Source organism: Limnobacter sp., assembly GCF_036846585.1.
GTDB lineage: Bacteria > Pseudomonadota > Gammaproteobacteria > Burkholderiales > Burkholderiaceae_B > Limnobacter.
This window is the reverse complement of record NZ_DAIUBR010000016.1, coordinates 48,274-69,614: the sequence shown is the minus strand read 5'-3', so window position 1 is coordinate 69,614 and position 21,341 is coordinate 48,274. Positions and strand designations below refer to the sequence as shown.

Sequence of the window (21,341 nt, the reverse complement as noted above, 5' to 3'; positions counted from 1 at the left end):
CGAACAAACCTGCACTTAAGCAAATTGGCCTCTACGAAAACCGGGGCGGTTCAGACAGTCGAATGCTCATCAATTATTCGTTGAAAGAGGTCACGCAATTCCCTGTCTTCCTTGAGTCGTAGCAAGTATTCACGGTCTTGGTCTTGCCCAGTTACACATGCTGCCCAAGCGTTAACTGACATCCACGCAAATATAAAAGATTCAAACGTGGCATTTTCATTGTCCCGCTGTTGCCAAGCCCTTTCAAACCATGTGGTTATCAACCTGCTTCCATCTGGATGGAGGTAGGTATGTTTTTTAAGTTTCAAGGGCTGGCGGTCACTTACTCTTACATACCGACATTCATCAGCCGCCAGCATTGACCTTTTACCAGCAGAGCCTTGTTGGCTTGACATATCAGTACCCTTTTAGCTATTCAGCATGGGCACTAACTGACCATCAGGACGCTCCACCACCACCGTCAGAACAGTCAATGGAGCCTCTGGCATCTCTAACCTAAACTGCCTGTATTCGCCATCAATTTCATGAAGTTGTTCTGGCAAAGTAGCAGCTAGTCTCTCAAGCAGAGGTCCTACCAATAGAGATTTGGAATACTCATCCGATAAAACGGATAATTGAGCGTATCCAAGACGCTCACCGTCTGGGCCAATAAGCCCGAAATTTTCTGGAATAGGCATCCATTCTGCGCTGAGAAAATCAGTCGCAGCCAGCAACTTCAGAAGGTCTAACTTCTCTCGGTCGGTACCATCGAGAACGTAGGTTCTGCCCGCAAGTCGTGCGACATAGCCATCCTCATCTGCACAAACCCAAAGATTGGCCACCACCTCTGGAGTTTTCAATGGCATTGGAACGGATTTGCTCATGGCAGGGAAATTCCTCTAATGCGTTGATACAGTTCAACTGCAAAAGTGTCAGTCATGCCGGAAACAAAGTCTGTGGCTAAAAGGGTTCTCTTGTAAATGTCTAATTCTTCGAGTTTAATTTCCGTCTTAGGCATTAGGCTAAGTAATGTCCGAGTACGCACCTTACCAGCCTGAAGCTTTGTAGCTTTTGAATTGATGGCTCCAAGAAATGCATCTAACAAGCCAGCAATAACTTCAAAACCACAGGCCTCTATTTCGACTACTGGCCGAGCGCTGTAGACCTTCTCCTTGGCAAGAGTCTTAAATTTTTTGAGCTCATCTCCATGCTCAATAATTGCGGTGAGTTCTCCGTCAAATGTACTGCTCAGCAGTCCATCATATTTTTCAGCAAAAGCCTCAACAACTTCGTGCACCAAAGAATTAACAGTCACTGCGCGAAAATATTCAACTCTGCGTCCAAGGTCTTTAATTTCGCTGGCTCGACTCCACTGCGCACCAGAAAGTATCGACCTGTGTAAATCCTCTATCTCACTGAAGGAAATAAAACCTGCTTTGTAGCCATCCTCAATATCCATAACGTGATAACAGATGTCATCAGCAGCTTCTACTAAAAACGCCAAGGGGTGGCGGAACCAAACCAATCCACTGCCTGGTTTTTTAATCAGTCCTAGCTCATCAGCAAGTTCTTCAAAAAGGCTTGTTTCACTTTGCATGAATCCGAATTTTTTCCCGCTAATGCCACTGGACTGGCTTTCATCAACAACTGATGCTCTGGGATATTTGGTGAAAGTTCCGAGTACGGCACTTGTTAGCTGAAGCCCGCCGCGCTGAGGTGCTTGTTGGAGGCGACAAAGTGTTCGGAAGCCCTGCGCGTTACCTTCGAACTTAAGCAAATCTGTTTGGTGCAATTCATCTAGTTCTCGAATGAAATCGCTATGGGATTCAAACCATTCCTGAATAGCGGACTCACCTGCATGTCCAAAAGGCGGATTACCTATGTCGTGTGCCAAACAAGCGGTGGCTACGATAGCTCCTACGTCATGCGGTAATGATTCTGTTTTAAGTCCTTGGTCCCTTTCGGAAATTACCTCGGCAGCAAGCATGCCAAGCGAACGACCTACACTGGCTACCTCAAGGCTGTGGGTAAGTCTTGTTCGAACGTAATCGCTTTTCGCTAGAGGAAAGACCTGCGTCTTATCTTGAAGTCGTCTAAAAGCTGAACTAAAAATGATGCGGTCATAATCACGCGTGAACTCTGTTCTAGGCGGAAGCGCTGCTTCGTTTTCTTCAGTTCGTCCAAGGCGTTTAGCCGAAAGTAATTTACTCCAATCCACAGCCTTTACCCCTATTAATCTGCATTCTGTTGGTCCCACGCTTCTAGGACTAGCCTACGTGTTCTGTACTCACCATAAGTTCTAATCTCACCTTCCTTCAACACTCGAAATGTCTCGCTGGGATAGTCGTCACCCATAACATCTTTTGGGTCGAGGATGTAGCGCAGTTCATCACGTGTAAGTCCGTAGAGCCTCGCGTAGTAAGCATCTAGCTCTGCCCGCAGCTGAGCGCGCCGCTCGGGGTTCCAAACAAAAGGGCGGTCCTGCTCGACTAATGGGCGTGGGTCGTAAGCAGCGAGGTCTTTGCCCCAGGCTTGTAAGTCATGCGCGGTATACGTTAGTTCGAGGATGCGGGGAACTATGAAGGCTAGGTCAGTGTTTGTGTAACTATCAGGAGTAAACATAGGCAACTGCTTGATAAAGTAGAAGCTGTAGTTGATACCACCCACCTTTTGACGCGCAACAAAGTCAAACGGTAATGAGTTTAAGGCACCTAGAAATGCTGCGCACCTCTCTGCAGGCTGAAAACTCGGAAAGAAGAATAGAAAGACGCTGTCGCCTTGAGCACTTCTTGGCATAGCCGTTGCGATAGTAGTCCGCTCGTCAGTAGAGCGTGCGTTTCGCCGCCAACCCATTAACCACTTTGGACTTCGCGCATCCACCCAATCGTCCAACAGCAACCGCAGAGCCTCATCCGCACTTGACACTTGAAGCGTAGCCTCCAACGCTTCGAGCTCGCTTTCAGAAAGGCGAGCTTCACAGTTCTGGTGCGCCCATTTCGGGAACTCCGTCAGCGCTTTTTTTGTAGTTAAACCGTCACTGCGCAAGACATCATCTAATCTAGGAAATCGTGTTCGTAGTTGTTGTTCCACTAGAGATAAGTGGGGCTGCGCTTGCTTCGCAGTCCAGCCTACAGCTGAAGCGGCTGGAATGGCCACACAATTGAATAACTCGCCTGAAACCCATTGTGCTAGCGCCAATAACATGTCGGCCAATGCGGTATCAATGACCTCGCGACGGACATCTCTATCTGTCACATCTAACGCCTCATGCCACTTCAACCAAGAATTGGCAACGCGGCTAGGTACGCGAGCAATGCGAGCCAGTACCTCTCTCTCCGCTACCCAATAACGTGGCCTCACTGCAAAGTCAGGAGCTGCCTTTTCGACCTCTCTAACATCCGTGGTTTCAACCTCGCCTGCGGCACCAGCGACATCTACGTAGGTAGCCCAACGGTGGTCAAACTGATGAATCATTTTAGCTTCGTAAAGAGGTAACCGCCGGGGCTCCCCAGCTGGAGTTGGCGAGTCACTAAAAAGTCCGCTATCACTTGTCATATTGAACAAGCCCTGCGAAAACGAAATACCCCAAGGGTTAAGCTCAGGCTTCGAAACATTACCCTCGTCATTTGTGATTGCCTCTCTAATAAGTACAGAGGCAGTGCGGTAAAGCTTCTTCGTCAGCTCAGCGTCCCGTTCACTACGAAAAATTGGGCATGTGCGGGTATTTGGGTTGATTAGGTTTAAATCGTCAGAATTCAGTGTAAAGCGGCGACGGTTATCTTTCAGGTGCTCAACTTGGGTAGCAAAGCACACAAACTCAGGCCTAAGGGAGGAACCAAGCGTCAACAGTGAGAACTTGTAGCTGCGATGAACCGCTGGGAAAACAGCATCACTATTTTCGAAGTCGTACAAACTGACCAACCGCTTTTGGTTGGCAATGTAACCAAAATATGCTTTAGTAGAGTCATCTGTCGCAATGCCAGTAGGTACGAGAAAGCCCGCTCTGCCACTAGGCCCTAAACCTTGCAAAAACGCTTCCGAGAACAAAGCGTAGGTATTAAGTTTGCCAAAGGCAGTAAGAGGAAATCGACCACTAGCCCTAAAGTACAAGTTTGCGGCATCGTACTGACGTTTAGTTGCATAAAATTGGTCCAACAACCATGGCGCTGTATATTGCAGTTCAGCGATTGCTTTTTTACGCTTGTCGCCCGCCAGTGCCGCTATAGAGGGTGCTCTTGGCGCAAAAAATTCCTCCTCGCTGAGCTGCAACTGCTCCCACGGCGGGTTACCTAGCATCACACTAAAACCACCTCGTGCTGCAACTTGTGGAAACGCTAACCACCAGTGAAATACACTATGTTGGCGGCAGAGAGACCGAGCAGCGTTTTCTGTTACTGTGCCTCTTTCACGTTCGGTTTGCTGACTGTTCAGAACACCCCACAAGTATCCTGAAAGAGGAACCGTAGAAAAAGTATCAGCCAACTTGGGAGCTAGAAAGGCAGCGACGTACGTATCTGCTAATCGTGCAAACGCGCTTTCTTGCGCCTGAGACTGAACTTCACTCCAATTAGCCTTTTTAGCAGCTAACTCCTCTGGTGTGTCATCGCTTAATAATTCAATGTCCACGGCAAGTGAAGTAAATCCGGCCTGAGCAAACAAATCTCCACTGGCTATATTTCGCCAGCTTTTTAAATCAATTTTGTTTTGCTTTTTTAAAGCACTAGCCACTGACCTATCGTCTCCAGAAAGCGCGTTGTACGCTTCGTCCGGTATGCCATCTTCAAGCACTTTAGGGTCCAAAACACCAAGCAATGCATCGCCAACTTGCAGGTGATGGTCGATAAAAGTCAACGGTCTGTCGGGTGAATAAGCCTCCAACCACAATGCGGTTTTGGCCAACTGAATAGCCATAGGGTTTTTATCAACACCGTAAATACAATGGCTCACCACATCACGCAGTGCGTGGCGATAATCCGCAGGAGTGGGAGCTCCTCCCTCGCGCTCAGCCACTGCTCGGTGCAAAGCTACCTCATCTGCAAGTCTTCGCGCAGCTGAAAGCAAAAAATGCCCGCTACCGCAAGCCGGGTCGCAAATTGTGAGTGATAGCAAAGCTTCTACTGGGCGTTCTGGATTAGCCTGCACAGTCTGCTCAATCACTGGCTCCAAAGCGCTTTTAATTAGCTCTTGAACCAAGCTATCTGGCGTGTAATAGCTACCTGTTAATTTCCGCGAATTGCCACGAGTTGACGCGTCGGTGTTGTCATCACCCACAAAGGCCAGCCGAGCCGAAGTTGCACTGGATAGGCCCTGAAGGTCCGGAACCAACTCCAATAAACTTTCGTAAACACTCCCAAGCTCCTCCGGCCCCATATCGCGATAATTCACGCGAGACAATCCACCATCAGCTCTAAACCAGCCCAATTGAAAAAGTGCAGAGAGCAAATAGTTGTTGCTCAGCTCCGCATTATCAAGCGTTGGGCACTGGTCTTGGCCAAAAAGTCCCCCCAAAGCAGGCAGACCCAACAATGGTTGGCCTGCACCAAGGCCGTTGAAGGTCACCGTCAATGCTTGCCACAAGTCAGTGTGGCGGTCATATGCGTTGCGTCGTACAGCACGCTCACGAAGCCAAGTTAAAGAATAGCCAGTGATGTATCTCGATTTGGCATCTTCGTTAGCATTCGGTAAAAATACCAACCTTTCACCAGTTGCTCTGTCACGCCGGTCCTCTACTGTGGCCAAGAAAATAATTCGATAAACAAGCCTTAAGAGCTCTTCAAAAAAAACCTGTCGGTCGTAACCGCTGTCGGTGTTCTGTAAGGCTGCACGCAAACCTTGATTTCCAGGGTGACTGAGAAATCCAGTGCCTAGCGCTCGTAGTGCTTCCGCCACTTGGTAGCGCAACTGTCCTCGTACTGTCACCCCAAGTTGTTGCCCGGCGTTTCTCCAGCGCTCCCATGGGCAATCAGACGCTGTTGAGTCTGCTTTTCCAAAACGACTAGAGTGGGCTAGGAGCCACAAGGCACTGAAATCTGCCAACAACTCTTCAGAAAACAACCGCTCCAAGTCGACTTCTACATAGGCTGGACGAGTCAAACTAGGGTTGTCTCGCAGGATGCGAAGAGTTAGTCCATTGCTCGTTATTGCCCATAACGAGCTATCGATGGCATTCAACGCCTCTTGAGCCAGCATGAATGGGCTTCTGCGCCGGGTTTTGCCAGTGTCTGGATTGGTTTCACCAAATCGTTCGCTAGATAAATCCAAACCTTCATCAACACCAGCTAAAACCAGAGGAACGCGGCCAGAGTGGCTTACGTGACCAATCGGGTATTCGCGTCCAGTGATTGCAAGGGGCCGTGTTTGAGTAACATCATGGAAATGCAGTACATCCTTAAACAGCGGTATCAGCCACTCTCGCACAGTCACTTCCCGCAAGCGAACATCCTGCCTGGCCCGAAGAACCTGAAAATCTCGCCAGAGTGTCAGAGCAATTTTGAAGTCACGAGCAATTTCGTCCCTCAGTTTCAGGCCACGCGCAATTTGATAATGCGCGTCGGTTTGCTCAGTTTCTTCTGGATTTTCAAGTAGGGTTAGACGAATTAGCTGCTCAGCAGGGATGAGGCCACCTTCAATCCTAATTGCGGTGTAAGTGAGCTGCTGGGTGTTTCTACGAGACATGTTTAGGCTCCCCCATTTGAAGGGACAAGCACATACACACCCATCACATCGACGGGCAAGCTGGGCGTAACCTGATAAGTCCCTCGGGCTTCTGACGCCTCACGAACTCTACGGTGGTCAGACAACAAGGTCTGAGCTCTGTTGTTTGCTATTGCCTCGATTTCAGTTCGCCAGCCAGGCAAGGAATCTAGTGCTTGCTGTACATGGCGGTCTTTTAGAACAGGCGGCATATTTCGCTCGGCCTCAAGTCCTAATAATGTCCTTGCTCGTTCGGGTTCGAGGACCTTGATTTGACCGCTCGCTTCGCTGGACACCGCAACAGTTTCCTCACACAGCAATAGGCGGGTTTTGCCATCTCTTACGATAGTGAGTTGATGACGTAATCGCAACAACAGCACGGTGGTTTTCAAAGCAACCCCTACTACAAATGCTGCCCCGGCTCTTGCCACTCCCGTTGTGTCGGTCGATTGATTTTCAAGTGCTTGCTCCAATAGGGTGTCTGCCAAAGCGACTACCAACGGATGAGTTCTTCCCACTTGAAGAGTGCCGTGTGCGGGTGGCTGTCTGAAATCTATCTTCAAGGTGCCATCAAGCCCCTCAGTGGCCAGACGCTCACGCAGAGATTCAGGTAAAACAGAAAGTGGAGCCTTATAAAAACCACGGTAAGACTCAAGCCCACCGCCAAGCTTTATAAACGCCCGCGACACAAAACGCTCAACTTCTGCTGGCCCGCCGAGGACTGTCGCTGAACGTCTCCACTCTGGCAAAACTTCATCTGGCTTCAACCTTCTCTGTGCGAAGATGGACCGATTCTTCGCTGCTTTTTCTCGCGCACTTTGCCAAGCTACATCAATCTGTTTCTCTGGCTCACCAAAATCAAATGCAGCTTGACCGCTTGATGTACGCCCCTGATTTTTCCTCAACAATACAGCGTTCAATAAAGCCTGCGTAAGCTTGGCTTCATCATCAGGCATCGGCACAAGAACGCCCAACTCTTTACGAATGCTTTCGGCCTTACGCAAAATTACCTTGAGCACCGCACCATCCACGGGATTATCTTCACCGTAGAGCATCGTGCTTCTTACTTCTTTTGCTTGCTGTCCAAATCGGTCAACTCGACCTTCTCGTTGTTCGTGTCGAGTAGGGTTCCAGCTCAAATCGTAGTGCACAACGGCAGTAAACAGGCTCTGTAGGTTAATCCCTTCAGAGAGGCAATCGGTGGCAATCAAAATGCGCTGCTCAGTTTCACCCAGTTCAGCAACTGCTGCTTGACGTTCATCCGGTGTCAATTCCCCGGTAACAGCTTTAACTGAAACACCCTTGAACTTAGATTTAAAGAAATCTGCAAGATAATGCGCCGTGGCGATATATCGGCAAAAAACAACTGGATGAAAACCCGCTTTTAACAGGTCTTGTAGGTGCTTGTGAAGTTTTGCTAATTTTGGGTCACTAGCATCACCTGCCAAATTTTGCGCAGCTTCAATTAGCGCCTGCAGTCGTTCGGAATGTTCAGTCTGCGCACCAGGTTCGATGTCAACCGTAGATAAGGCATCATCAGTACCATCAAGGACCCGCTCACGAGCGTACTCCTCAAAATCACCATCCGAGAGAACTTCTTGCCCAGCTTGAGCGGCGTTTAATCGTGTTCGGAGAGCATTCACCGCAGCGGCTGGCGATGAACTAATGCAACGAAGCAGTGCCAACGCGGCCCACCAGTTCATCCGCTGTTCGCGTTGACCTTTACCTTCAGCTTGTTCTACTAACTCTCTGGCGTAATCCAGCACATCGTTGAACAGTTGGCCCCAAGAACCCGTTAGTTGGTAAGTAATTTCAGCTGTTTTTCGCTCCGGAAACATGCTGGAGTCTTGCCACTCAGCAATATCAGGCCTTCTTCTTTGCACGAAGTGAAGCGATAGCTCTTCTCGCAAATCCGTTCGAGCACTTGGTGGCAAGTCCTTGAGCTGTACGAAGTCTTTTTTAAGTAAGCCAAGTAAATTGAAAAATGCTTCGTCATCACCGCTGTGGGGTGTTGCCGTTAACATAACCAGGTGACGGTTGGGGTCCTCGACAAGTCCTTTCAGTAATTGATACCGCTGCTGTCTGCCTTGGCCACCTTGAGTACACGTATGGGCTTCGTCAACAATGACAAACTCGGGACAAAAGCGTTGGAAAGCCTCTCGACGACGTTCTGATTTGATGTAATCCAAGCTCACAACTGTGAAGGGGTGTACATCAAACAATGAAGTTCCGGGTGGGAGGTCTCGCTCCAATCGAGTCGCAGTGCTGGTTCGCACAATAACGGCTTGAATATGGAATCGTTCCGCCAGCTCTTTCTGCCATTGTTCGCACAGATGCGGAGGGCAAAGTACAGCCAAGCGCTGCACCTCTCCACGGTCGACGAATTCTCGGGCAATCAGCGCCGCTTCGATTGTTTTACCAATACCCACATCATCTGCAATCAGCAGACGGATGGTGGACATTTTTAACGCCATAAGCAGTGGTACCAATTGGTAAGCCCGAGGTTCAACTGCAATGTTTCCAAAGCTTCTGAATGGACCTGCCCCACTACGTAGTTTGAGTTGTAGCGCATCCATCAGCAATTGGCTTGCTGAATGGTTACTTGCCTGTTCCAATGTCGGCCATGGGAATGATGCTGGACCAACTGGCTGCCGTTCCAACGGAAGGTAAATCAAACATTCCTCTTTGGAACCACCGCTTAAGGGCCTTAACCGTAAAGTGTCTTCAGCTGACTCAGGTAAAACAATCCATTCACGTCCTCGTGCCGATACGAGGCTGCCAGGATAAAAACTGGTTTGAGTCATTCCGTAGTCCTTTCGTTGGGCGTTGGCCCAGATAGCATTTTAGGTTTTAGCTTTGCGCGGCTTATTGTTGAAGTCCAGGCCCAAACAAGTCAGCGTTATTACGGAATGTTTGTTCCCAAGATGATTTATCTTTGGAGAAGCGCACGACGATATAACCTCTCGCTTCAAGTTGCTGGTTTATTTCAGCGTCTTTTGATGACTGCTTTTCCACCTCGTGGTGCGGCCCGTCTATAAAAATTGCGAGGTTATAGTCGTCGTAGAAAAAATCGGCATTCGCACCCACTGACACCAGTGTGTGCTGCGCTCGGTCTGGCTTTCTGTAACCGCGCTTTTCGACATGTTCCAGCCAATCTTTTTCCAGCGAACTGGTGGACATTCGTTTTAACTCACCTGTCTGTTGTTCGGGTGTACGCCCCTGCGTAGCGGATTGGAGATTTGCTTGAGTAAGACGACAGAGCATGTCTAACAACTGACCACCAGCCGCTTTATCTTGGCGGTCAATTTCTGGATGGTCAGGTTGGTTGTAATAGGAAAGCAAACAACGATAGCAACCTGCTTCGCACGGATAACTTTCTAACTCTTCGTCATCCTGTTGCAGCAAGGATTTTTTCCAAGCTTTTCCCTCAAGTGGCTGCTTGTAATGCATAATGCGCAACGCTTCTGCAGCAACATGCTGCAGCGCCAAAGGTTCTGATGCTAATCGCGTGAGCACGCCTGCGCCACCCTCGGCAGCTTCGAAGAATAAAATAGACTGGCGTTTGTCTCGACCAGGAAGAGGCTCGGCCATAAGCTCACTTTCTTCAAGTTGGTAAACCGCTTCAATTCCTCGCTTCAGTGCATATTGAAGAGTGGTCATGGTTGATTTTGAAATGTCACCAAACTCCCAATGTGGCTTTATCACAAGGATATTGCGTCGGTCTTCCACGAAAGGAACTATTCGCTGTGGTGGCGTGCGGTCTGGTGGTGCCTCTTCACCCTCTTGTTCACCCCCTTCATTCTCACCACCAACCCAATGGCCTGTCACGGGATTAATCTGGAAGCCCAAAACCTTCTTTTCTTTGCGTCGTTTCCACCCAAAATTCATGCGCCATATTGTGGCCGTTGGACCGTATTGCAATTCAAGTAACGGGCCATCTGAATCAGATATCACTGAAGTGACCATTTGCAACTTGTCATCTACTTCCGCAAATTGCAAGGTTGTTTGCATTTCGTAACCCTGACGTTGACGCTCCTCTTCATTGGCAGTAATGCGCTCCACACGCTTGGTAGATACGTTTTCGATGCGGTAAAGATTTTTAACTTCTTCCGCACCATCCAGATTTGCTCCACAAGAAACGCAGCGGTCTGCGTCTCGTTGAGTTCTAAAATGTCCGTACCCACAACTTGGACAGAGTCTTGCCACCTCAGTGGGTAGTTTTGCTCCTTCAGCCACCTGGTCTTTGCTACCAATAGTTAGGAGAGCTTTTGTAACTCGGTACTGACTACCTTCGTGATAGATGAGGCTGTAGGGACCAAATTCTGACAGCGCAAGGAAACGTGGTCTGGACAGAAAGCTTTCTCTTCCAATTTTTCCTCTACGTGCCGGGATATACGCCATGAGGGGAAGGCGTGGGAAATTGTAACCAGGTAAAAATCCTTGGCTAGCCAAGTACCTATAGGTGTAAAAGTCACTATTAAACGCACTTTCACCAGCCAACAAAAGGTCGCGTTGTTTCCTGGCTTCGTTGTGACGCTGCTGTGCTTCGCGTCTTTCGCGTTCACTCGCAGCTGGATTATTTTCTTTTTTATAATTCAACTCAATCGCATGCGCAGTAGCCTTATACAGGTCACGCCATCTGTTTAAAGAGGAATTGAATTCGTTGAATGCTCGTTGAAAAACTGATTCTGGCCAATTTGGTGTGAACCAAGGGGCACGTTCAGAGGTCAGTTCGGAACTGAGCATGCCCAGGACTTTGAGGCCACGTTCGTGAGCTTTGCGTTGTGCTGAAGGTTTCGATAAATCATCTGCTAGCTCTTCGAGCAGTGGAAGGTCCACTGGCTTCTCCATATCCAGCAGGTCTCTAATGCTATTGCCGAGTTTCTTCCCTGTTTCAGCAAGCCATATCGCTTGCAAGTGACTTTGTACTAGCTCTCGGTTAGCCAAATCCAAAGTAGGGGGGTTTACTTGTCCGTGAACCATACGTACTGGGTCGCGGAAATAATACTGGTCATGTGGCGACTGGTTTGCGCAGTAAGTAATCACCAAAGCTGGCTGACCCGCACGCCCTGCACGCCCACTTCGCTGCGCATAATTTGCAGGGGTTGGCGGCACATTTCGCATGTAAACCGTATTCAAAGAGGAAATATCAACGCCCAGTTCCATGGTTGGTGAACAGAACATCACCGGAAGCCATTCAAGCTCGGTCCCGTTTTTGTCCTTCCATTCGTCACGGTCTTTTTGGGTATAGCGGAATCTCGCCTCTCTTTCCATCCTATCTTCTTGCTCAACTTGGGCCGTATGTTCACGAGCTTCAAAATCGAACAACCTGTGCGCGGGTTCACTCAGAAGTTTGGAAATATTTCTGTATAAATTTCTGAAGAATTCATTTTCATGAGCTTGAGACGTTCCTTTTCCTTGCCCCTTTGACCATAGCATGCAGCTACCAACAAGCTGCCAACCTGTTTGACCAAAATCAGTTTCTTCCTTGCGAACAAGACCATAGCTTTCAGCAGCTTTCAGGAGCGCATTAATAAGAACCGGGTAGGTTGCATCTTTGATGTCTTTGTAGAATGGGTTGCTTCCACCCCATGTGCTTGGTTTGCGCAGTTCTTTACCAAGTTTTGAGCGGCTTGACCCCACCACCAAATAGTCTTCAATACGTTGGCGTCTGTTGCGTCGATTTTGGTCATCCTCCGGCCTGCTAACAACAAACCACCGCGACGGAACGGGTCTTTCATCTTCAGTAAAACCCCAAGGTTCACGTAAGTTCGCAAAGCTCAAAGTCTTCAGTTGTTCCAACTCGGTTCTGTCGAGATAACGAGATGCTACACAAAGCCCCTCTCGCATAAAACCAAATAGAAGCTTCAGAACCACCGCTCTTTCTGCTGGCTTTGCAGATTTCAGAATTTGAGGAGCTTCGCTCCATTCCTGTTCATCTTGAGCCAAATCCTCAATATCTTGATACTCAATTTGCATTAGCCCGAGTTGTTCAAGATTGGGATTGTTAAAACGCCAACCGCGCCTCAGGTCAAAGAAGGCTCGGTAGCCCAGAATCGACCGCATAGCCTCTTGTACTTGGCGACGACTATTACCCTTCACGTCGGACTGCTGCATATACTCAGCACGAACCGAGTAATCATCGGTATGGAAACCAAGAGCTTCAAAAACACTGTTCGCAATGTCTTTTTCGCTCAAGCTATTCTCATCAGCTTTCTCCAGTGCTGAAAACAAAGCAGCTCTGGTCAAAAGAACCTGAAGGAAATCGTTAAAGTGCCCAGCTTGTAACGCGGCATCCTGCCTGTTATCGGAGAAGCCAAGTACCTTTTTAGCATCAGCGCTTAACGTGTGGTCCTGTTCGTATAAGTAGCGAAGTGCCGATAAAGTCAGCATCGTTGTTGCTGAACTTCTTCCTTCACCAGAAAGTGATGTCAACCGAACAGAATCCTTGCTGCTGGTACTGTGCGATGTTCCGCAAGACAAGCAGAATCTAAAGTTTCCTGGAATAAACCACGATTGGTAACCCGCCTGCTGAGAAATCGCACCATCTGGTGTCACGCTCACTTCTTGGGGTACGAATTTTTTTTGTTTGATTTTCCAATCGCCGTCAGGCTTTTGTTCAATCCAAGTTTCAGGATAATTTTCAGGGTCGGAAGGGTCCCAAATATTCTGACCGTCCAGCATTAGAAAGCCAGCTTTCACACCTTCTTCATCATGCTCACGTTCTTCGATGCTACGAACTGCGAAAATTCTTCCATCCGAAGTTTCTTGGTCCCAGACTGGAACGTATTCTTGTCCGCAGTTTCGACAGAAATGGACGTGATAAAACAGCTTCTTGCGGTCACCTGTTGCAAATTGCTGGCCCTCTAGCGAAATCGTGCGCTTGCCTGGTGCTTCTAGCGTGGAAAAAACCTTTCCCCCACCTGAAATAAACTGGTGGAGCTTGAAAGCGAAAAGAGGCTTGCCTGAACCGTCAGTGACACTGTAGGCGTGAAGCAGGAACGCTTGTAAATATTCACTGCAGACTGATTCTCCTAAACCTGTCGCATCACTAAGAAGTCGAGCTGCGTCACTTAATTTTTTTGGCTTTGCTCTGCGAGGTTTGTGGCTTTCATAAGTTAAGCCAAGAGTCAGTTCAACCCAAACAGCTACTGGGTGTTTTGCCAGCTCAGAATAGTTCGTCTCAGTTGGTACACCAGCCAAAATTGCATCTTTCAGCTTTGATATGACGCTTTCAAGAGTTTGATTTTCCGGGGTACATCTGCGAAGAGTTTCGGTAATTACGTTTGTTGCTGGGATTGAAACACCGAATAATCTGCTTGCAACCTCAGCGACTTTCGCGTTCCTCTCCACTTCAGTTCCATCGGTAGCCATTGTTGCAGACGTACCAATACAAACCAGATTGTCTGCCAAAGCCTCTCGCACACGCCGGACCAGCAATGCCACGTCGGCCCCTTGTCGACCTCGATATGTGTGTAGCTCATCAAGAACCAGAAATTTCAGTCCTCTAGCGTTTGAGATTACTTGCTGGTCAATGGCATTTTGCCTGGTCAGCAAGAGCTCAAGCATCATAAAGTTTGTCAGCAGAATATCGGGAGGATTTGCTTTCATCACCTCCCGTTCTTCCGTGCTTTCTTGCCCAGTAAACCTACCGAACGTAACTTTCCTAGTTGAAGTCTCAGCGCCTAGGAACTTTTTCAGTTCTTCTAACTGGCTATTTGCTAGGGCGTTCATCGGATAAACAACGATTGCCTTAGTTCTTGGTGCAGGGTTTATTGCTTTTTGTTTCAAGCAATAGTCAATGATGGGTATGAAGTAGGAGAGTGACTTACCGGAACCCGTTCCCGTGGTAAGTACATAGCTCTCACCAGCAGCGGCAAGACTTATAGCTTCAACTTGGTGCTTATACAGCGGTAAGGATTTGCCAGCTGAAGATGCTGACTTATCGAATCTGAAGATTGCTGAGCATTCTTCACTTAGCTGCCCAGCTGTGCAGAGCGACTCTACTGTGCCGCCTGCTTGAAAATTTGGGTTAACTTGGATTAGTGGCTCAGGCCAGTAGCGTTGTGATGCATACTGCTGGTCTACGAATTCCCGTATATCGTCCGCTTTAATTTTGGCAAAGCTTCTGGTGAACTCAGAGTATTCCGAGACGAGATTCTTCCTGAAGTCGAATACATTCAATCACACACCTCATCTTCTGAAGGCTTACATCAGTTTTTATATGATTTTCCCGCGTGAATAGTTGCGGCTGATGCAGACATTTTCTGTTTGGACTGAAGGCCGGTTGAACCTTCAGTCCACATTTACTACTTTTTCAGAGTTTTACTTGGAATTCGCAAACTATTAGACTTTTATTCGCAAGCTTTTCCCAATCCCAACATCCGCTTAAACGTCAATATTGCCCGCTTTCAAGGCATTGCTTTCAATGAACGCCCGGCGGGGTTCCACTTCATCGCCCATCAATGTCGTGAAAATTTGATCCGCTGCAATGGCGTCTTCAATTTGAACACGCAGCAAACGGCGCACAGTGGGGTCCATGGTGGTTTCCCACAGCTGTTGCGGGTTCATTTCACCCAAGCCTTTGTATCGTTGTTTTGACACTGCTTTTTCAGCCTGTTCACGCAACCAGTGCATGGCCTCGCGGAAACTTTGTACCGCTTGCACTTTTTGCTTTTCGCCTTCGCCACGTTGAATTTCAGCGCCTTCAACAATCAGGCCTTTGAAAGTTTTGGCAGCGTGAGCCAGCAAGGGGTAATCGGCACCGTGTACAAAATCGGGGTCGATTGTTGTTACGCGCACGTTGCCGTGGTGGCGGCGGTGAATCAGCACGCGGTGTTTGTCAGTTTGTTCATCAAACTGGGAAAACACTGTCATGATGGTCGGGTCAAGCACCGCTTGCAAACGCGCTGCACTGGCCTTGGATGCTTCTTCGGAATCCAGATCCAGTTCCACACCTTCCACAATGGCATTCAACACATCAGGATCAATCATGCGGCTTAGTCGGCGAACCACCGCTTCCACGGTGACAAACTGACGGGCCAGCTCTTCAAGTGCTTCTGTTTTGATTGGCTCCAGGCCTTCACCGGGAACCAATGCTGCTTTTTCCAGGGCAATGGTCAGCATGTACTGCGCTTCTTCCTGGTCGTCTTTCAGGTAGCGTTCGTCTTTGCCGTGTTTCACCTTGTACAGCGGTGGTTGGGCAATATAAATATGACCATGCTCAACCAGCTCCGGCATTTGGCGGTACAGCAGGGTTAGCAGCAATGTTCGAATGTGCGCACCGTCCACGTCCGCGTCGGTCATGATGATGATGCGGTGATAGCGCAGCTTGGCCAGGTTGAAATCGTCTTTGCCGATGCTGGTGCCCAGGGCTGTAATCAGCGTGGTAATTTGCTCGGAAGTCAGCAACTTGTCGAAACGTGCTTTCTCCACGTTCAACACTTTACCGCGCAAAGGCAAAATCGCCTGGAATTTACGGTCACGTCCCTGTTTGGCCGAACCACCCGCGGAATCACCCTCGACAATGTAAATTTCACATTTTGCGGGGTCACGTTCCTGGCAGTCGGCCAGTTTGCCCGGCAGGCCCACACCATCAAGTACGCCCTTGCGGCGGGTCATGTCACGGGCCTTACGGGCTGCTTCACGTGCACGCGCGGCTTCAACAATTTTCAAACAAATCAGTTTGGCATCGTTGGGGCGTTCTTCCAGAAACTCGCTAAGCACCTTGGCCACAATATCTTCTACGGGTGCACGCACCTCGCTTGACACCAGTTTGTCTTTGGTTTGGCTTGAAAATTTTGGCTCAGGTACTTTGACTGACAACACACAACACAGGCCTTCGCGCATGTCATCGCCGGTCACTTCAACTTTTTGTTTCTTGGCAATTTCATTGACTTCAATGTACTTGCCGATTACGCGGGTCATGGCTGCACGCAAACCAGTCAGGTGGGTACCACCATCGCGTTGGGGAATATTGTTGGTGAAACACAGCACCGATTCATTGAAACCATCGTTCCATTGCATCGAAACTTCCACGCCAATGCTGGTGCCGGGAATACCACCGTAGGTTTCTGCCGGGCGTTCACCTGCAGCATAAAACGTATTGGGGTGCAAAATTTTCTTGTTGGCATTGATGAACTCAACAAAACCCATCACGCCGCCACTACCGGCGAAGTCGTCTTCCTTGCCGGTGCGCTCGTCTTTCAGGCGAATGCGTACACCATTGTTCAGGAAACTCAGTTCACGCAGGCGCTTGGCCAAAATTTCATAATGGAAATCGTTGTTCTGCTGGAAAATTTCCGTGTCAGGCAAAAAATGAACTTCTGTGCCGCGTTTGTCCGTGGTGCCAACCACTTTCATCGGCGATACATCCACACCATTGACTTGTTCAATGATGCGGTTCTGCACAAAACCACGCGAGAATTCAAGCTGATGGACTTTGCCTTCCCGGCGAACAATCAAGCGCAGCCAGCTGGAAAGCGCGTTCACACAACTCACACCCACACCGTGCAAACCACCAGACACCTTGTAACTGTTCTGGTTGAATTTGCCACCTGCGTGCAGTTCAGTCAAAGCGATTTCTGATGCAGAGCGTTTGGGCTCGTGCTTGTCATCCATCTTTACACCGGTCGGAATACCCCGGCCGTTGTCCGTCACGCTGATGGAATTGTCAGCGTGAATGGTGACCACGATGTCATCACAATGACCAGCCAAGGCTTCATCGATCGAGTTATCGACCACTTCAAACACCAGGTGGTGCAGGCCTGTACCATCGGACGTATCGCCGATGTACATGCCAGGCCGTTTGCGCACTGCTTCCAGGCCTTCAAGAATCTGAATGGCACCTTCACCGTAATCGGCGCCAGTGATTTGCTCGGGCAAGATACCGCCGTTCTGTGTTTCTGAAGTCATAGGGTGTTGTTGTGTTCTCTTTTTTAAATACGCATGGGCATTACGACGTACTTGAAGTCGTCTTTGCCCGGGGTGGTCACCAATGCACTGCTGTTCCCGTCTTGCAACGTGAACTGCACGGTTTCCGACTTGAGGTTGTTCAACACGTCCAACAAGTAGTTTACGTTAAAACCCACATCAATCTCGGGCCCTTGGTACTCGACTTCCATTTCATCCCGTGCCTCTTCCTGATCCGAGTTGTTGGCCACAATGGTCAAGCCATTGGTACCCAACACCCAACGAATGCCGCGAAACTTGTCACTGGTCAGGATGGAAGCGCGTTGCAATGAATGCAACAACGCGTCACGGGAAATCACCACGTGATGTTGGTGGGTTTTGGGAATGACCCGTTGGTAATCCGGGAACTTGCCCTCGACCAGTTTGGTGATCAAGGTAATGTCGGAAAACGTGAACTTGGCCTGGTTGCTGGCCAGATCAATAGTCACGGTGTCGTCTGTGTCGTTGAGCAAACGCGACAATTCCAGCACGGTTTTGCGTGGAACGATCACTTCATGCTTGGCCGTACCACCCTGGCCAGGTGCATCTGCATACGCCAAGCGGTGCCCATCGGTGGCAACCGCACGCACGCAGGCGCTTTCAATAACCAGCAATACACCGTTCAGATAGTAACGCAAGTCTTGTTGGGCCATTGAAAAGTGAACCATTCCCAACAGATTTTTTAACATTTTCTGAGGCAAACTGATTTGCGTTACCCATTCCTTGGGTTCCTGAACCAACGGAAAATCTTCTGCCGGCAAGGTTTGCAATGCGAAACGGCTTTTCTTGGCCTGTACCGATATCTTTTTGCCGTCGAGTTTCACCATCACATCCGAGTCTTCGGGCAACGATCTCAAAATGTCCAGGAATTTTCTAGCTGCCACGGTAGTTGCAGTGTCTTCACCACCTGCACCCACTTCAGCACTGGTTTGGATCTGCATTTCAATGTCTGAAGACAGCAGTGTCAGCAGGCCGCCCTGTTTCTTCAACAGAATGTTGGCCAACACCGGCAAGGTGTTTCGACGTTCAACGATGTTGCTGACAATTTGCAGTTTTCGAACCAATGCATCGCGCGAGCTATGAATTAATTCCATTTAATATTTCCTTATAGGATTAGTTAATAGAGTTGGTTCATTTCTGTGGACAACTCCATTTTTCCCTTTGAATTGAGCTTCTTGGGTTCTTTCATAATTGGTGTAGAACTACCGGGGTTCAATCTGCACACTGTGGATAACTTTTTAAGAATTCCCAGGGTTCATTTTTTTCTGTGGATAACCCGTCTTTTTGTGCACCGTTTTTACATACTTTTCCACAATTCTAAATCAACCCTTCAAGGTTTGGTCCAGCACATGCAATGCATGGTTTAACTCTGAAGACTTATTGCGCAATTCCGAGATCTTGTTCACCGCATGCAGTACGGTGGTGTGGTCACGTCCACCAAACAATTCACCGATTTCCACATAGCTTTTCTCGGTTAGTTCCTTGGCCAGGTACATGGCCACTTGGCGCGGCAACACAATTTGGGCCTGCCGGCGCTTGGAGAACATGTCTGCAACCTTGATTTTGTAGTAATCGGCCACTGTTTTCTGGATGGATTCCACGGAGACCTGCCCGTGGTGCACGGAAATCATGTCGCGCAGGGCTTCGCGTACCAGGTCCATGGTCACTGGCTTGTTGTGAAACGATGCAAATGCCATGATGCGGCGCAAAGCACCTTCCAGTTCGCGAATGTTGCTGCGCATGTGTTTGGCCACGAAAAAGGCCACATCTTCCGAGAACACAATTTTTTGCTGTTCAGCCTTCTTCAGCAGAATGGCCACTCGCATTTCAAGTTCCGGCGGTTCAATGGCGACTGTCAAACCGCTGTTGAAACGGGAAATCAAGCGGTCATCCATGCCCTGAATGTCTTTGGGGTAGGTGTCGCTGGTGATGATGATTTGCTTTTTGGCGGCAATCAGTTGTTCGAAGGCGTAGAAAAATTCTTCCTGGGTGCGGCTTTTGCCCCCAAAGAACTGAATATCATCGATCAGCAGCAGGTCGAGTGAATAATAAGACCGCTTGAATTCTTCAAACGCCTTTTTTTGATAGGCCTTCACCACATCGCTGACGTATTGTTCAGCGTGGATGTAACGAATCTGGGTATTTGGGTTTTGTTCCAGCAGGCGGTTGCCGATCGAATGAATCAAATGGGTTTTACCCAAGCCCACGCCGCCATACAAAAACAGCGGGTTGTACGACACGCCCGGGTTGGATGCCACCTGCTCCGCTGCAGCGCGGGCAAGCTGGTTGGCCCGGCCTGACACGAAGTTGGAAAAACAAAGGTCGCGGTTCAGGCGGCTTCGTTCATACACCGTGGCGGCAATTTCATCGCGCTTGACAGCGGCTACCTTTGTCCCGCCCTGGGCTGCATTTTCGTTGTTCGTTCTGGCGGCAGAAGGGGGGGGGGGCATCAGTGGGCTGGCCTGTTTGGCCGCCACTTGCCATTGAATGGCCATGTCGCAACCAAAAAATTCGCTGGCCAGTTCATTGAAGCGGCCGCCGTAGTTGTTCAACACCCAATCCAGTTTGAAGCGGTTTGGTGCTGCCATGCTCAAGCTGGCTGTGTCTTCATCAAATTCAACCACAGTCAGTGGTTCGATCCACAGTTTGATCTGTTGGGCCGGAATTTCCTTCCGAAGCGCTTCAACACAGTGGTTCCAGAATTGATCAATCACGTTATGAACAGCCTTATTATTCGGATGAACTGCTTTGCAGGAATTAAAACTCAGCGCTCCATTGTATCCAAACCCCCACGGATTGAGTGAGCCATTCCCGGTCTTCAAGCGAACTCGAAGATTTTTCTAGGTTTTTCTGACGTTTGCCACTATAATTTCGGGTTCCCTTGGTGCAAGCTTTGATCCAAATCAGCTGCGCCTAGAGTTTCAACCTATTTTTCGCCAAATTTTAAGCCCATGTGGGCCAGAGGCTTGCCATGAAACGCACTTATCAACCTTCTAAAGTTCGCCGTCAAAGAACACACGGCTTTTTGGTCCGTTCACGCACCCGTGGTGGTCGTGCCGTACTGCGCGCGCGCCGCTCCAAAGGCCGTGCACGTTTGTCCGTTTAAGCTTTAGCGCATTGAAAATTCTGAATTGCGCGGGGTGGGTTCCAGGTCGTATGCGACAAAAATCACTCGATCTGAATCATTCGGTGGTCTGTTAAAAACCAGGCCAGTGGCCAAAACAGATCGGTTGATGCTTCACGCGCTGTTTCAAGACGACACCCCCCCGCAGTTCGGAATCCTGATTCCCAAGCGCCTGGCGAAAAGGGCAGTGGATCGAAACGCCTTGAAACGTTTGGTCCGGCATGCCTGTCGGGATGCGCTAGGTAACTACCAAGGCAAATTTCTGGTTCGCTTGAGCAAGCCAGTGAAAGCAGTAGGTCATTCAGATCGAGCGGCATGGTGGACAGAACTTCAACAACTTTTCAGCGATCTTGCACGGCGCGCGCCATCACAGTGATGATCCGCGGCTATCAGCTTGCTGTTAGTCCCCTTTTCCCACCGTCTTGCCGTTTTTACCCAAGTTGTTCGGAATATGCCCTTGAAGCAGTTAAAATTCATGGCGCATGGAAAGGTGCGGCCCTGTCTCTGGGCCGCATTTGCAGATGCAACCCCTGGAATGCAGGTGGGCTGGACCCGGTTCCAAAGGCTCGCCGCACCAGTCACGATTCAAAGTAAT

At 49.1% G+C, this 21,341-nt stretch carries 11 protein-coding genes; 3 read left to right on the top strand and 8 right to left on the bottom strand.

What is annotated here, in order from left to right:
* Window positions 1–407: 407 nt before the first annotated feature.
* The 8 genes from V7028_RS09145 to dnaA form a co-directional block, all read right to left on the bottom strand.
* Window positions 408–863: a hypothetical protein gene (locus V7028_RS09145; RefSeq protein ID WP_334119777.1), complete on the bottom strand. Its 456-nt coding sequence runs from the start codon at window positions 861–863 to the stop codon at window positions 408–410.
* Window positions 860–2,197, bottom strand: coding sequence for a deoxyguanosinetriphosphate triphosphohydrolase (locus V7028_RS09140; protein WP_334119776.1), 1,338 nt, complete (start codon window positions 2,195–2,197; stop codon window positions 860–862). The genes V7028_RS09145 and V7028_RS09140 overlap by 4 nt, the downstream gene beginning before the upstream one ends.
* Window positions 2,198–2,211: 14 nt before the next feature.
* Complete coding sequence (locus V7028_RS09135) at window positions 2,212–6,654, bottom strand: Eco57I restriction-modification methylase domain-containing protein (RefSeq protein ID WP_334119775.1); 4,443 nt, start codon at window positions 6,652–6,654, stop codon at window positions 2,212–2,214.
* Window positions 6,655–6,656: 2 nt separating this feature from the next.
* Entirely contained in the window at window positions 6,657–9,476 is a 2,820-nt protein-coding gene (locus tag V7028_RS09130; protein WP_334119774.1) for a helicase-related protein, read from the bottom strand.
* Window positions 9,477–9,537: 61 nt separating this feature from the next.
* Window positions 9,538–14,856 carry a DEAD/DEAH box helicase gene (locus V7028_RS09125; protein WP_334119773.1) on the bottom strand — a complete coding sequence of 1,773 codons (5,319 nt, stop codon included), beginning with the start codon at window positions 14,854–14,856 and terminating at the stop codon, window positions 9,538–9,540.
* 204 nt (window positions 14,857–15,060) lie between these two features.
* A complete protein-coding gene (gyrB, locus tag V7028_RS09120; RefSeq protein WP_334119772.1) occupies window positions 15,061–17,586 on the bottom strand; it encodes a DNA topoisomerase (ATP-hydrolyzing) subunit B in 2,526 nt (841 codons plus the stop codon).
* Window positions 17,587–17,609: 23 nt separating this feature from the next.
* Window positions 17,610–18,716, bottom strand: a complete 1,107-nt coding sequence (gene dnaN, locus V7028_RS09115) for a DNA polymerase III subunit beta (RefSeq protein ID WP_334119771.1) — start codon at window positions 18,714–18,716, stop codon at window positions 17,610–17,612.
* Between the two features lie 228 nt (window positions 18,717–18,944).
* Window positions 18,945–20,333, bottom strand: a complete 1,389-nt coding sequence (gene dnaA, locus V7028_RS09110; RefSeq protein ID WP_334119778.1) for a chromosomal replication initiator protein DnaA — start codon at window positions 20,331–20,333, stop codon at window positions 18,945–18,947.
* Between the two features lie 260 nt (window positions 20,334–20,593).
* On the opposite strand from dnaA, the gene rpmH reads away from it, so the two are divergent.
* From rpmH to yidD, 3 genes are read left to right on the top strand one after another with little or no spacing between them, the layout of a single operon-like run.
* Complete coding sequence (gene rpmH / locus V7028_RS09105; protein WP_008247028.1) at window positions 20,594–20,728, top strand: 50S ribosomal protein L34; 135 nt, start codon at window positions 20,594–20,596, stop codon at window positions 20,726–20,728.
* Window positions 20,729–20,762: 34 nt separating this feature from the next.
* Window positions 20,763–21,122, top strand: coding sequence for a ribonuclease P protein component (locus V7028_RS09100; RefSeq protein WP_334119770.1), 360 nt, complete (start codon window positions 20,763–20,765; stop codon window positions 21,120–21,122).
* Entirely contained in the window at window positions 21,062–21,340 is a 279-nt protein-coding gene (yidD, locus tag V7028_RS09095; RefSeq protein WP_334119769.1) for a membrane protein insertion efficiency factor YidD, read from the top strand. Before V7028_RS09100 ends, yidD begins: the two co-directional genes overlap by 61 nt.
* Window position 21,341 lies beyond the last annotated feature (1 nt).